General features: G+C 67.2%; 12 protein-coding genes and 2 pseudogenes. 8 read left to right on the forward strand and 6 right to left on the reverse strand.

The window, feature by feature from the left end:
• Positions 1–68 precede the first annotated feature (68 nt).
• From BLU62_RS05480 to BLU62_RS05495, 4 genes are read left to right on the forward strand one after another with little or no spacing between them, the layout of a single operon-like run.
• Positions 69–1736, forward strand: coding sequence for an ABC transporter substrate-binding protein (locus BLU62_RS05480; protein ID WP_074848547.1), 1668 nt, complete (start codon positions 69–71; stop codon positions 1734–1736).
• Positions 1733–2755, forward strand: coding sequence for an ABC transporter permease (locus BLU62_RS05485; RefSeq protein WP_074848549.1), 1023 nt, complete (start codon positions 1733–1735; stop codon positions 2753–2755). The genes BLU62_RS05480 and BLU62_RS05485 overlap by 4 nt, the downstream gene beginning before the upstream one ends.
• Positions 2756–2775: 20 nt before the next feature.
• Positions 2776–3636 carry an ABC transporter permease gene (locus BLU62_RS05490; RefSeq protein WP_425284596.1) on the forward strand — a complete coding sequence of 287 codons (861 nt, stop codon included), beginning with the start codon at positions 2776–2778 and terminating at the stop codon, positions 3634–3636.
• The gene (locus tag BLU62_RS05495) at positions 3633–5342 is read left to right on the forward strand and encodes a dipeptide ABC transporter ATP-binding protein (protein WP_084811739.1); all 1710 of its coding nucleotides are present in this window, start codon (positions 3633–3635) and stop codon (positions 5340–5342) included. Before BLU62_RS05490 ends, BLU62_RS05495 begins: the two co-directional genes overlap by 4 nt.
• A gap of 20 nt (positions 5343–5362) precedes the next feature.
• Here the strand turns inward: BLU62_RS05495 and BLU62_RS05500 are convergent, their stop codons facing one another.
• The gene (locus tag BLU62_RS05500; RefSeq protein WP_074848553.1) at positions 5363–5902 is read right to left on the reverse strand and encodes a methylated-DNA--[protein]-cysteine S-methyltransferase; all 540 of its coding nucleotides are present in this window, start codon (positions 5900–5902) and stop codon (positions 5363–5365) included.
• Positions 5899–7216, reverse strand: a pseudogene (locus BLU62_RS34885) (aldo/keto reductase). The gene BLU62_RS05500 and the pseudogene BLU62_RS34885 overlap by 4 nt, the downstream one beginning before the upstream one ends.
• Between BLU62_RS34885 and BLU62_RS05510 the strand changes: the two are divergent.
• From BLU62_RS05510 to BLU62_RS34520, 3 genes and pseudogenes are all read left to right on the forward strand, one after another.
• Entirely contained in the window at positions 7215–7889 is a 675-nt protein-coding gene (locus BLU62_RS05510; RefSeq protein ID WP_342028588.1) for a TetR/AcrR family transcriptional regulator, read from the forward strand. The pseudogene BLU62_RS34885 and the gene BLU62_RS05510 overlap by 2 nt on opposite strands.
• Positions 7886–8308, forward strand: coding sequence for a nitroreductase family deazaflavin-dependent oxidoreductase (locus BLU62_RS05515; protein WP_074848554.1), 423 nt, complete (start codon positions 7886–7888; stop codon positions 8306–8308). Before BLU62_RS05510 ends, BLU62_RS05515 begins: the two co-directional genes overlap by 4 nt.
• A 108-nt stretch (positions 8309–8416) precedes the next feature.
• Positions 8417–8509: pseudogene (locus BLU62_RS34520) on the forward strand (phage tail protein); the annotation flags it as partial.
• On the opposite strand, the gene BLU62_RS05525 reads toward BLU62_RS34520, so the two are convergent.
• The 4 genes from BLU62_RS05525 to BLU62_RS05540 all read right to left on the reverse strand — a co-directional run bounded on the left by BLU62_RS05525 (position 8493) and on the right by BLU62_RS05540 (position 12385).
• Positions 8493–9551 carry a cation diffusion facilitator family transporter gene (locus BLU62_RS05525; RefSeq protein WP_074848556.1) on the reverse strand — a complete coding sequence of 353 codons (1059 nt, stop codon included), beginning with the start codon at positions 9549–9551 and terminating at the stop codon, positions 8493–8495. The pseudogene BLU62_RS34520 and the gene BLU62_RS05525 sit on opposite strands and share 17 nt — an antisense overlap.
• A 3-nt stretch (positions 9552–9554) precedes the next feature.
• Positions 9555–9938, reverse strand: coding sequence for an ArsR/SmtB family transcription factor (locus BLU62_RS05530; protein ID WP_074848558.1), 384 nt, complete (start codon positions 9936–9938; stop codon positions 9555–9557).
• Positions 9939–9978: 40 nt separating this feature from the next.
• Positions 9979–11028: a fused (3R)-hydroxyacyl-ACP dehydratase subunits HadA/HadB gene (locus BLU62_RS05535; protein WP_074848559.1), complete on the reverse strand. Its 1050-nt coding sequence runs from the start codon at positions 11026–11028 to the stop codon at positions 9979–9981.
• Between the two features lie 82 nt (positions 11029–11110).
• Positions 11111–12385 (reverse strand): oxygenase MpaB family protein, encoded by a 1275-nt coding sequence (locus BLU62_RS05540; RefSeq protein ID WP_074852707.1) that lies wholly within the window; start codon positions 12383–12385, stop codon positions 11111–11113.
• Positions 12386–12525: 140 nt separating this feature from the next.
• On the opposite strand from BLU62_RS05540, the gene BLU62_RS05545 reads away from it, so the two are divergent.
• Positions 12526–13170, forward strand: coding sequence for an MBL fold metallo-hydrolase (locus BLU62_RS05545; RefSeq protein WP_074848561.1), 645 nt, complete (start codon positions 12526–12528; stop codon positions 13168–13170).
• The last annotated feature ends 5 nt before the right edge of the window (positions 13171–13175 follow it).

Raw genomic sequence — 13175 nt, forward strand, 5'->3', positions numbered from 1 at the left:
TGCCGACCCGCCGATTCTCTCTTTCCACCCTGTCGTTTCACGACTCTCGAACTCGAGGAGTACCTGGCGTGTTCAGATCTGTCCGTTCCAGACGGACTCGAGCTTTACTGGCAGTGGGCCTGTCGGCCGCGGCGTTGCTGTCGGCGTGCGGTGAGCGCCCGGCAACCGGAGACGGCACGTCGACGGGCGTTCCCGCTGCGGCCGGCGAGTACCTCGACGGCGGCGTCATCGAGTACGGGCACGAGCAGGAACCGCCGTGCATCCACGGCGGCTGGGTCCAGAACGCTTACCTGGCGCGGCAATACCTCGACAATCTGGTCTCGCTCGACGACAACGGGACTCCCGTGCCGTGGCTGGCGACGAACTGGGAGATCTCGCCCGACCGCAAGACCTACACCTTCCACCTGAAGTCCGACGTGAAGTTCAGCGACGGAACCGATCTCGATGCCGCGGCGGTGAAGACGAACTTCGACAAGTACCTCGACCCGGACGCGCCGAACGGGACGGTCATGGCGTACATCGGCCAGTACTACGCAGGCGGAGAGGTCATCGACCGCAACACCTACGCGCTGCATCTCAAGCAGCCGTACAGTCCGCTGCTAACCGTTCTGACCCAGGGCTACTTCGGAATTCAGTCGCCGACGGCGCTCGCGCGCGGGAAGAAGGCGAACTGCTCGAAGCCGGTGGGGTCCGGACCGTTCATCATCGAACGCTGGGATCGCAACCGCAGCATCACCTTCGTGCGCAACCCGCACTACAACTCGGCGCCGGCCAATGCGAAGCATCAGGGACCGGCCTACGTCGACAAGGTGATCTGGAAGTTCCTCAAGGATCCGGTCCTGCGATACGGCTCGCTGACCAGCGGTTCGTCCGACGTCATCTACAACGTCCCGGCCATCAACTGGGCCGACGCGACGACGCGGTTCCAGACCAGGCAGTACGTGACGCCGGGTCGACCCAACGCGATCACGCTCAACGTCGATCACGCACCGTTCGACGATGTCCGGGTGCGCCAGGCGTTCGCCTACTCGGCGGACCGCGAGAAGGCCGTGGAGACCGCGTTTCTCGGTGTGGTGCCGTTCAATTCGAACGGTGCGCTGAGTCAGAGCACTCCGGACTACGATCCCGCTGCCGGCGCCTACGTCCGCGATCCGGACAAGGCGAACGCGCTACTCGACCAGGCCGGGTGGACCTCGCGCGACTCCGACGGTATCCGCACGAAGGACGGCCGTCGCCTGACCGCACGCGTCGTGTACGCGGCCGACGCCATCGTCGGACCCGAGGGGGCGGCGATCCTGCAGAACATCGCCTACCAGGCCCGCGACGTCGGCTTCGACATCGAACTCGTCCCGGCCACGCAGAGCGAGTACTTCGGCGGAAACTACGCCAAGGCGCCCACCTACGACGCCTACGTCGGCTACTGGACGAGCCCGACCCCGGGCCTCCTCTACATCAACTGGCGTCAGCGGCTCGAGGACTCACCCAACCCGCACAACACGGCCTACTACAACGACCCGATCCTGCAGGGGCTGATCGAGAAGGCCAACAGTTCGGCAGATCCGGCCGAGCAGCGTGAGTTCTACAGCCAGGCCCAGAGGCTGATCGGTGACCAGGCGCTGTCCATCGGGCTGTACACGCAGACGACCTCGATCGCGGCCAACCCGAAGCTGCACGACGTGTGGGTCGAGAAATCCCAAGGTGAACCGGTGTTCGCGGATGCGAGGTTTGTGCGATGACCATTCCGGTCGACAAGACGACGATCATCGACGCGGCTCCGGCGGCCGCGGCGACCAGGGGTCGACGCGGCGGGGGTGCCGCGGTGTGGTTGCGGTGGCTCGGCAAACTCGGCTCGGCCGTGTTCGTGCTGTGGGCGGCCGCGACGATCACGTTCCTCCTGCAGGTGCTCGCACCGGGTGACCGCGCCACCCTGCTGCTGAACCTGTCGTCGGGAGAGAGTCGCGAACGCACTCCCGAGGAGCTGGGTCCGGTCAACGACCAGTTCGGGTTCACCGACTCGATCTGGCAGCAGTATCTGCACTACCTCCAGGGGCTCCTGCACGGTGACCTCGGTACGTCGTACCAGCTGAGCGAGCCGGTCACCGACGTCATCGCCGCTCAGCTCGGCCCGACTCTGGTCCTGACCATCAGCGCGCTGATCGTCGCGTGGCTGTTGGTGCTGGTGACCACGACGCTGACGGCAGGTCGTCGCGGGCCGGGCGGTGCGGTCGGCGCTCTGCTCGATACCGTGAGCGCCGGACTCCCGCAGTACTGGTTGGGTTCGATCCTGCTGGTCGTCTTCGCGATCAACCTCGCGTGGTTCCCGGTCGAGAGCGGCGACTCGCTGCGCGGTCTGGTCCTCCCGGTGCTCACGCTGGCGATCCCGCTCGCCGGGTTCCTCGGCAGCGTCGCCCGCGACGAGTTCGCACGGGCGCTCGACCAGCCCTTCGTGCTCACGGCCCGGAGTCGCGGACTCGGCGACCTGTCGGTCCGTGCCCGACACGTGCTGCGCCACTCCGTCATTCCCGCGGTGACCGTCTCAGGCTGGGCGATGGGTGCCCTGCTGTCGGGTGCGGTGATCGCCGAGACCGTGTTCGCGAGGGCCGGCATCGGACAGACCCTCGTCGCGGCCGCCAGTTCTCGCGATGTTCCGCTGGTCAGCGGCATCGTCGTGCTCGTCGCTGCGATCTACACCGTCGCCAATCTGCTGGTGGACTTCCTGTACACCGTCATCGACCCCCGGATCGAGGTCCCGTGACCACCACCCAGAAACCGTCCATCAAGACGTCGCGGAGTACGGTCACCGCGCTACCGGAGACGCCACGGCGGCCGTGGTCGCTGCCACCCACGGTCATCGCCGCGCTCGGGGTGCTGGTCCTGCTGGCCCTCGCCGCGGTGGTCCCCGGGCTGATCGCGCCGTACGACCCGCTCGCGATCAACCTCGACGCGACGCTGTCGCCGCCGACCTGGGCGCATTGGTTCGGCACCGACCTGTCGGGGCGCGACCTGCTGAGCCGCATCATCTTCGGCACCAGGCAGTCCCTCGCCATCGGACTCGGCGCGGTGGGCGTCGCCCTCGTGCTGGCCGTGACACTGGGGATCACGGCCGGGCTCTCGGGACGGATTGCACAGGCACTGGCCAATCGTTGGATCGACGTCCTGTTCGCCTTCCCGACGATCCTGCTCGGCCTCCTGCTGACGTCGGTGTTCGGCCCCGGACCGTACACGCTGATCTTCGCGATCGGGATCGGCATCGCCCCGGGCTATGCCCGGATCATCCGCGGACAGGTCCTGACGGTCCGCAACGCCGCCTACATCGAGGCGGCGACCGCGCTGGGACACTCGCGAACGCGGATCCTGGTGCAGCACATCGCTCCGAACGCTCTGCGACCGATGATCGTCACCGCCACGCTCGGTATCGGTCAGGCGATCATCTGGGCGTCCGGCCTGGCCTACCTCGGTCTCGGCGTCGCCCCGCCGTCGCCGGAATGGGGTGCGCTGCTCGACGCCGGCCGCACCTACATCACCGTCGCCTGGTGGCTCGAGATCTTCCCCGGTCTCGTCATCGTGATCACCGCACTCGCATTCACCACCGTGGGACGCCACCTCGGCGCCCGACTGGAAGGAACCACCCGATGACCGCAGTCGCGACCTCCATCGAGGACCGCACCGACGACGCCGGTACCCGGACACCCCTCGCCGAGATCCGGGACCTGCACGTGTCCTTCGGCGGACGGGAGGTCGTCAAGGGCGTCTCGTTCTCGGTGAACGCGGGCGAATGCCTGGCCATCGTCGGTGAGTCCGGATCGGGCAAGTCGGTGACCGCGCGCACGCTCATCGGGCTCACCGGCGAGGGCGCCCGGATCAGCGCCGAGGCCATCGCCTTCGACGGTCGGTCGCTGGTCGGATACAAGGATCGGGACTGGCGCCGGCTGCGTGGACGGGAGATCGGATTCGTCCTGCAGGACGCGCTGGTGTCGCTGGATCAGTTGCGCACCGTCGGAAGCGAGATCGGGGAAGCGCTGACTGCGCACTCGGAATCAGGGGGCAGCAGCGTCTTTCGAAATCGATCGCCGCTCCGCCGTGCGGAACGCGACGAGAAGGTCGTCGAACTGTTGACTCTGGTGGGCGTTCCCGAACCCCGTGTGCGGGCCGCCCAACGTCCTCACGAACTCTCCGGTGGACTACGCCAGCGCGCGCTGATCGCATCGGCTCTCGCGCAGGATCCGAAGCTGCTCATCGCGGATGAACCGACCACCGCCCTCGACGCCACCGTGCAGGCTCAGATCCTCGACGTCCTCGGCGAGGCCAAGGGGCGCGGCAACGGCGTCATCCTGATCTCCCACGACCTCGCCGTGGTCGCCCGGCTCGCCGACCGCGTCGCGGTCATGCGGCACGGCGAGATCGTCGAATACGGCTCCACCGACGAAGTGCTGCGTAACCCGACGCACGAGTACACCAGGAGCCTGCTCGCATCGGTGCCGTCGCGCACCTCCAAGGGCACCCTCCTGACGAGTGGCGAGACCCTTCCCGACGCACCGAGGGGTTCCGGTGCCGACACGCCTCCCGCGCTGCGCGTACGCGATCTCCGAAAGTCGTTCGAGGGCAGACACAGGACGGTGAGGCCGGCCGTGCAGGGCGTCAGTTTCGACGTCCTGCCCGGCAAGACGCTGGGGATCGTCGGCGAATCCGGATCGGGCAAGACGACGACGGCCCGGATGGTCCTCGGGCTCACCGACCCGGACTCGGGGACCGTCGAGCTCAACGGGCGTCCGTGGAGCGCGCTGAGCGACGTCGAACGTCGTGCGAACCGTCACCTGATGTCGGTCATCTACCAGGACCCGCTCAGCTCGTTCGATCCGCGGTGGAACGTCGAACGCATCCTGCGCGACAGTCTGCGTTCCCGGGACCTGCGCGGCAAGGCACTCGACGACCGCATCTCCGAGCTCCTCGACAGCGTCGGACTCTCCGATGCGTTCCGTCGACGTCACCCGCTGCACCTGTCCGGTGGACAGCGGCAGCGCGTCGCCATCGCCCGCGCGCTGGCACCCGAGCCGTCGGTGATCGTGTGCGACGAGCCGGTGTCGGCCCTCGACGTGTCGATCCAGGCCCGAATCCTCGACCTGCTCGCGATGCTGCAGGTGGAAACCGGTGTCTCACTGGTCTTCATCTCGCACGACCTCGGTGTCATCCACCACGTCGCCGACGACATCCTGGTGATGCGCGGGGGAGAGGTCGTCGAATACGGCGACGCCGACCGCGTCTTCGGGAGCCCGGAGCATCCCTACACGCGTGAACTCCTCGATGCGGTGCCCACCATCGAGGCCGAGGAGTCCATCGCCTGAGGTCGTGCGACCTGCCGGCCTCAGAACAACGTGGGCGGGAGTGCGCCCTCGAATTCCAGGAGCCGACGCTTCGTCGTCAGGCCTTCTCCGGCTGGGCCTCCGGAGTACCCGCCCAGACCGTCGCCTGCGACGACGCGGTGACAGGGGATCAGCAGCGGCACGGGGTTGATACCCATGATCGTCCCGACGCTCCGAGCGGGCACGGTGGTGCCGCTCATCGTCGCGAGCTGACCGTAGGTGACCGTCGATCCGAACGGCACGTCCCGGTGCAGTGCCGTCAGGACGGCGCGGGCCGAGTCGGAGACGTCGGGCAGTGCGATCGGGAGATCGAACGACGTCAGCTCACCGTCGAAGTACGCGCGGAGCTGTCGGACCGCCTCGGCCAGGAGCGGATCGGCAAGAGCCGGATCCGCCGGGGCGCATTCCATCGCCTCGGCCGTTTCACGCCAGGCGACACGGATGATCGCCCGGCCGTTGCCTGTGACCGTGATCGAGCCGACCGGCGTCGGCATGGAAAGGCTGGTCGTCGAGCCGGCATCTCGATCCTGTGCTGAGGTCATCGGCGTCTCTGTTGCTCGTGCGGGTGGGTCTGGCGCGCCCCACTGTATCGGGACGCCTCTGACACACTGCCCGCGACGACACACGGCCCGAGGTCGGGTGAGCCGTAGCGGGTCAGACAGCAGCGGCGCGCTCGTGGACGGGCCGACGCGACATGGATCGGTTCAGAACGGCCCGGGGGCAGATAGGTCTGGTCGAGCCTGCCGATGTCGGTTCCGGGCGGGACGATCTCATCGATGCGGTCGAGGACATCGTCGGGCAGTGCCACGTCGAGCCCTTTGAGAAGGTCGTCGAGCTGCGGGATCGTGCGCGGTCCGATCAGGGCACTGGTGATGCCGGGATGGGTGATGGCGAACGACATCGCCAGGTGGGTGATCGGGATGCCCGACTCCGTGGCCAACCTGAGGAATTGCTCGACCTTCTCGAGCCGCCTCTCGTCGTCGAGAGCCTTGATCATGCCTGTGCGGACGAGATCGCTCTTCTGTCCTCGCCGGACCCGCCCGGTCAACATGCCCTGGCCCAGCGGCCCCAAGCGATGACGCCCATGCCGAAACGCTGTGCGGTCGGCAGGATCTCGGTTTCGATGCCGCGGTTGAGCAGTGAGTACGGTGCCGGGTCGGTGCGGAACCGGCGCAAGCCGTGGCGCTCGGCGACCCACTGTCCGTCGACGATGTCCGAGACCAGGGTGTTCGACGAACCGATGGCGCGGACCTTGCCGCTGCTCATCAGGTCGGTGAGTGCGGCGAGAGTCTCTTCGAGATCGGTGTCGGGGTCGGGGTGGTGGACTGGTAGAGATCGATGTAATCGGCCTGGAGGCGACGGAGGGACTCTTCCACCGCGCGCACGATCCATCGGCGCGAGGTGCCCCGCCGGTTCGGGTCGCCGCCCATCGGGCGACTGAATTTCGTTGCCAGAACGACATTTTCGCGTCGTCCTCGAAGCGCTTTGCCGACCACCACCTCCGAAGCGCCATGCGGCGGCAGGGAGTACGCGTCGGCCGTGTCGATGAAGTTGATCCCGGCGTCGAGCGCGGTGTGGATGAGTCGGACCGACTCGTCATGGTCGGGGCTGCCCATCGATGCCCCGAGTAGCAGGGTGCCGAGTGCGTACGGGCTGACCTGGATCCCCGTTCGGCCGAGTGTGCGGTACTGCATGGGGCTCTCCTCGGTGAGGTGGTTGTGGGAGAGGGCCACCGGACGGCGACCGCCGCGCCTAACTGGAATGCTGTTCCGATTAATATACGGAAAGGCATTCCGGTAGACAAGGCCAACCGGAAGACTTTTCCGGAACGCCTGATCGTGACAGGGTGGTGCCATGCAGACGCACGAGGTCGACCCCGCCGCCGACGCCGGGCTTCGGCCGCGGCGCAAGCGCGCCGATGCGCAGCGCAACGTCGTCGCGCTGATCGATGCGGCAAGAATCGTCTTCGCGAGATCCGGGGTGGACGCGCCCGCCAAGGAGATCACCGACGCGGCCGGGGTCGGGGTGGGCACGCTCTACCGCCACTTTCCGAAGCGGTCCACCCTGGTGGTAGCTGTCCTCGAGAAGGAGATCGACGCCTGCGCGGACCTCGCCGAGGAGTTGCGGGACTCTCTTCGACCGGCCGACGCGCTGGCCGGGTGGGTCGACCGGTACATCGAACTCGTGGGCACCAAGCGAGGTCTCGCCTCGGCTCTGCACTCGGGGATCCGGCCTTCGGTTCGTTGGCAGACCACATCGTGGATCGACTCGAGCCGGCGGTGGACTCGCTGTTGGCCGCAGGTTCCGACGACCTGCGGGCGGACATCGGCGCGACGATGCTGTTGCACGGGATTGCCCTGTTGTGTCAGCCGGTGCCCGGGGAAGGGTTCGACTGCAACCGGCGGCTGGTGGATGTGTTCGTCGACGGTTTGTACGTCCGGCCCGGTGGCGCGTCCGACGCTTCTGCGTGACGGTGAACGGGTCGTCGAGGGAATAACGGCCGGCGACAGGGTGTTCCCTGCACCATGAGTGCCAACGCAGAATTGAGTCCTGAAGGCTGGGTCCGCGAGCAGACCGAGAAGATCCTGGAGCAGGGCACCACCGATGGTGTCCAGGTGATGGATCGTCCCATCGTGCTGTTCACCACCACCGGCGCGAAGTCGGGCAAGAAGCGGTACGTGCCGCTCATGCGTGTGGAGGAGAACGGAAAGTACGCGATGGTCGCCTCCAAGGGCGGGGCGCCCGAGCATCCTGCCTGGTACTTCAACGTCAAGGCCAACCCGCGTGTCACCGTGCAGGACGGGACCGAGGTCAAGGAACTGACCGCGCGTGAGATCAGCGGCGACGAGCGCGCCCACTGGTGGGAGCTCGCGGTCGCGGCCTACCCGCCCTACGCCGAGTACCAGACCAAGACCGACCGCCAGATCCCGGTGTTCGTTCTGGAGTGATCCGTCTGCAGCCCGCAGGCATCAGAGCCCCCGACCCGCGTCGGGGGCTCTGATGTTGTACCGGCCGAATGTGAGACAGGGAAGTGGCAGACCCGAATCCTCGCCGAGGAACTCGAATCGGAGTTCAAGTTCGCGCGTCAGAAGTCGAAGCTCGCCGGGGCCATTCGCGGTTCGTACTTCGTGATCAAGGGTGAGTACTGATCGGGTGCTCGTGATCGTCGTGTGCGGGATAAGCGTGGATCAGCGCGCTGGCGAGCTTCGGAACGGCATGGGTCAGTTCGTGTTCGGCGTCGTGCGCGATGGTGTGCGCCTCGGTCAGCCGTAGGTTCGGATCGACGTCGAGTTCGGCGTCGGCGTGGAGGCGATGTCCGATCCAGCGCATGCGAACGCTGCGGACGGCCAGGACTCCCGGACGTTCGGCGAGGGTCTTCTCGGCGGTCTCGACGAGTGCCGGGTCCACGCCGTCGAGGAGGCGGCGGAAGACGTTTCGCACCGCGGTGCGCAGGACCGCGAGGATGGCGACCGTGATCAGCAGTCCGATGATCGGATCGGCGAGCGGAATCCCCACTGCCGCACCGGCTGCGCTGAGCAGCACCGCAAGGGACGTGAAACCGTCTGTGCGTGCGTGGAGTCCGTCGGCGACGAGGGCGGCTGAACCGATGCGTCTGCCGACCCGGATGCGGTACAGCGCCACCCATTCGTTGCCGATGAAGCCGACGAGACCGGCCAGCGCCACCCACCCGACGTGTTCGATGGGGCGGGGATTCATGAGTCTTCCGATGGCTTCGTATCCGGCGATGATCACCGACAACGCGATCATCGCGACGACGAACAGGCCGGCCAGATCTTCGACGCGCCCGAACCCGTAGGTGTAGCGGCGCGTGGCTCGCCGGGTGCCCATCGCGAAGGCGATCCAGAGCGGTACCGCGGTGAGGGCATCCGAGAAGTTGTGAATCGTGTCGGCGGCCAGTGCAATCGAGCCCGATACGGCGACGACGCCGGCCTGTGCCAGCGCGGTGACGCCCAGGACCACCAGGCTGATCTTCACTGCTCGGATACCCGCTCGCGACGATTCGAGCGCGGAATCGACGCTGTCGGCGGCGTCATGGGAATGCGGCGCGAAGATCTCGGCGATCACCCCGGTGAAGCCGTGTCGGTGCGGGTGGTCGTGGTGATGCGGATGGCCGTGTGCATGGTGGTCAGGCTGCTCGTTCGCATGCGGGTCGCGGGGGAGATGTGTCATCGCTCAGGCCTCGCGGCCGACACCCGGATCGACGGAGCGCAGCGTGGGGTCGTCGCGATGGTGTGGAGGTACGCCGGGCCCGGCGTGCTCGGCGTTGAAGACCGCGTCCGTGACGAGCCGTTGGACGTGTTCGTTCTCGAGGCTGTAGTAGATCGTGGTCCCGGCGCGTCGGGTGCGGACCAGCCGCGCCATCCGGAGTTTGGCGAGATGTTGTGACACCGAGGGCCCGGGCTTGCCTACCACGTCTGCGAGTTCGCTGACCGACATCTCGGTGTCGGTCAGCGCCCACAGCAGCTGGATCCGGGTTGGATCGGCAAGCATCCGGAAGACCTCGACCACCAATCGCACCTGGTCTTCAGCGATCGGTGAATGCTTATCTGCATTCATATGCAGATAATAGCGCTCCCCGGCGTCGGGGGAACCGACGTCAGGAGAAGCGGATGTTCATGGTCGCGAGACCGAACACCTTCCGGCCACCCGACTTCGCGACGATGATCACGACGCCGGTCCGGGTCTCCGGGTCCAGCGACTTGATGCGTCCGCTGAACTCGATCTCGCCACCGTTGTCGGCCGAGACGGGGACCGTCTGCGAGAGCCGGACCGAGTAGCGGGTGACCGCGCCGGGGTCGCCGGACCACGAGGCGACGAAAGCCGCGCCGAGGCCCATGGTGAGCATGCCGTGCGCGATGACGTCGGGCAGCCCGGCGAGCTTAGCGACCGCCTCGTCCCAGTGGATGGGGTTGGCGTCACCGGCGACGCCACCGTAGTTGACCAGGTCGCCGCGCGAGATGCGGGCGTTGTGGATGGGCAGTTCGTCGCCGACGGACAGCTCGTCGAAGGACCGGGCGCCGGACGGGCGCGCCGAGCCGTCGGCGACGCGGATCTCACCCTCGGGCCGGACTGTCTTCTCGTACAGGTGGTGGGTGTCCTCGTGGCTGAAGATGTTGACGTCGTGCATCATCACCTTGCGCACCGCCGGGCCGAGGGTCGGATCGACCTCGTCGGCCGTGACGCCGACGACGGTCGTGTGCATCGTGTGCACCTTCTCGCCCGCGGCGTCGGTCATGGTGTTGGTCACCGTGATCAGTTCCCGGCCCGCGACCTTGCGCACGCTCGACAGTTCGACATCGGTGACGAGCTCGTCTCCGGCCACGATCGGGCGGTGCTGCTCGAAGACCTGCTCGGTCTGCACGTAGGTGTCGTAGCCGACGATCACCGACTCGAACAGCTCGCGGTTCGCGGCCATCGCCGGGATCGAGGTGAACGTCAGCGGCGCGGCGAGTCCCGAATATCCCAGAGCGGCAGCGGCTTCGGGCTCCCAGTGGGCGGGGTGGTAGTCCTGGACCGCGCGGGCGTATTCGCGGACCTTCTCGCGTCCGACCTCATAGGAGCCGTCGAGGACGTAATAGTGGCCGACGCGCGCCTCGAGGTCGGGGGCCTCGCCGGCTGTCGGTTCCGTGATCGGGGGTTGGGTCATTTCGACAACGCTAATCGTGCGGGTTGCGGTGACAAAACCGTGGCGTCCTGCCGGTCACGCGCTCGACCCGGCCGAGCAGGCGTCAGCGTCGCAGCCCCTTGCCGTGCGTGAACTCGGCCGGGCGGCCCGACGACTGCCAGTCGTGCCAATTCTCCCGATGCCGGCACATCGCCTTCTCGTGGAGGCGGCGGAACGTCGGGGACACCCGGCGCAGTGTCTCGACGAGAGTCACCGCGGGCAGCCGCAGGAGGATCAGCGCGAGGCCCGGGATCGGGTTGGGCATGTCGTAGCGAAAGCGCGTCGTCGGCATCATGTAGATCGTCGAGTAGGCGGCGTACATCATGGCGTTGTACTTGCCGCGGATGCGTTTGAGGCCCTTGGCGTTCTCGTTGGCGAATGCGGCGGGGAACGACTCGATGAGTTCGGCGCCTTCGGCACCCGCGTCGTAGCTGCGTGTCGTGTTGACGAAGGCCAGCAGTCGTAGCGAGTCGGCGATGGTCTCGGGGAACCATTGGGTGCGCACGCCGAGCAGGTGTCCGAGGTAGCGCTGATAGTGCAGCAGGACCCGTATCTCTCGAGGTGTGGTCTGGACCCCGGTCAGCCACAGGGCCGACGCCGGTACGACGCTGCCGCCGAGCAGCGTCAGCAGCTGATACGACTGGCTGATCGGCTCGCCCCACCGTTCGACGTCCCATTCGGGATGCTCGGCGACGGTGCGTCGAACCCACACATGCATCACGCGGACCCGCATGGCCGTCGCGCGTCCGGCTGATCCGGGCGTCAGCAGCGCGCCGGGCTGGGAGACGTCGATCCAGAACCGGGAGGTCTCCAGGAATCGGCGCAGCGCGTTGTCGCCGGCGTATCCGCCGGCCAGTGACAGCGGCTTGGCGACCGCGGCCTCGGTGTACATCTCCAGCGTGATCCCGCCGGCGACGCTGAACAGGCCGGTACCCCAGCGGCGCCAGATCTCCTCACCCTCGGCGATGAGCGCCGGATCGACCCACTCCGGAATGGTCTCGAACTCCTCGAACAGCTCGACCAGCGCGGGCGGCGGGTTCTCGATGCTCTCGAGTCCCTCGGTGAGCGCCTTGTCCAACAGTGCGCGGGCGGCCTCGGGTCCGAGGGTGCCGTAGACCTCGTCGACGAACCGTTCGGCCACCGGGTCGGTGCGGAACATGTCCTCGGCGAAGGTGCGCAGATGATCCGGCTCCGGGTAGAGATCCTTGCCGGTCACCTTGCGGACCAGGGCGCGCGCCCGGGTCAGGCCCCGGTTCGACGTCGCCGCGTCGTAGGTGACGGCGCTCGGGAAGGAGGGAGCGCCGGGCTCGGTGGTGCGATGCGACAGTACGGCGGACACGGAACTCCCAACGATTGAGACGAATCCGTACATGTGTATCACCCGGCGGAGGGGTCGTGCATCACCGGCTCCTTGACCTCAAGCTCACTTGAAGTTGCACCGTGAGGGTTGAACCGCCACCGATCACCGAGGAGACCCCGATGCGACAGGTGCTACCCGACCTCTGGGAGACCGCGACCGACCACCCGTTCCCCGGCCTCACCACGCACGCCTATCTGTGGACATCCGACCGCAACGCGTTGTTCTACTCGGTGGCGTCCGCCGCCGAGTTCGACGACCTGGAAAAGCTGGGCGGCGTCGACGACCAGTATCTGTCCCACCAGGACGAAGCCGGTCCGGTGCTCCGCCGCATCGAAGACCGATTCGGGGCGACACTGCATGCTCCCGCCCCCGAGGTCGACCGGATCGGCCGGTACGCGCGCGTCGACATCGCGCTCGCCGAACGGTACGTCGACGACAACGGTGTCGAGGTGATCCCGACGCCCGGCCACACGCCCGGCAGCACCTGTTACCTCGTTCCCGGCGACGACGGCGTGCGCTACCTGTTCACCGGAGACACGTTGTACGTCGATGCGTCCGGGAGATGGACAGCCGGCTACCTACCGTTCAGTGATGCAGCGACTCTTGCGCAGAGTCTGCATCTACTGGCGCACGTGGAGCCCGACGTGGTCATCTCGAGTGCGTTCGCCGGCGAGTCGGCGGTGCATCAGGTCACCGAAGGGGAGTGGTCGAGTCATCTGGAGGAAGCCCTCGAGGGATTGGCGATCGCGTCCGAGAGGCGTTGACTTGT

Source organism: Gordonia westfalica (assembly GCF_900105725.1).
GTDB lineage: Bacteria > Actinomycetota > Actinomycetes > Mycobacteriales > Mycobacteriaceae > Gordonia > Gordonia westfalica.

Excerpts from the sequence above, each read along its gene's own strand:
- BLU62_RS05515 (WP_074848554.1), top strand. The coding sequence starts at position 7,886 with ATGAGTGCCAACGCAGAATTGAGTCCTGAAGGCTGGGTCCGCGAGCAG.
- BLU62_RS05485 (WP_074848549.1), top strand. The coding sequence starts at position 1,733 with ATGACCATTCCGGTCGACAAGACGACGATCATCGACGCGGCTCCGGCG.
- BLU62_RS05495 (WP_084811739.1), top strand. The coding sequence starts at position 3,633 with ATGACCGCAGTCGCGACCTCCATCGAGGACCGCACCGACGACGCCGGT.
- BLU62_RS05530 (WP_074848558.1), bottom strand. The coding sequence starts at position 9,938 with ATGAATGCAGATAAGCATTCACCGATCGCTGAAGACCAGGTGCGATTG.
- BLU62_RS05510 (WP_342028588.1), top strand. The coding sequence starts at position 7,215 with ATGCAGACGCACGAGGTCGACCCCGCCGCCGACGCCGGGCTTCGGCCG.
- BLU62_RS05500 (WP_074848553.1), bottom strand. The coding sequence starts at position 5,902 with ATGACCTCAGCACAGGATCGAGATGCCGGCTCGACGACCAGCCTTTCC.
- BLU62_RS05545 (WP_074848561.1), top strand. The coding sequence starts at position 12,526 with ATGCGACAGGTGCTACCCGACCTCTGGGAGACCGCGACCGACCACCCG.
- BLU62_RS05525 (WP_074848556.1), bottom strand. The coding sequence starts at position 9,551 with ATGACACATCTCCCCCGCGACCCGCATGCGAACGAGCAGCCTGACCAC.
- BLU62_RS05535 (WP_074848559.1), bottom strand. The coding sequence starts at position 11,028 with ATGACCCAACCCCCGATCACGGAACCGACAGCCGGCGAGGCCCCCGAC.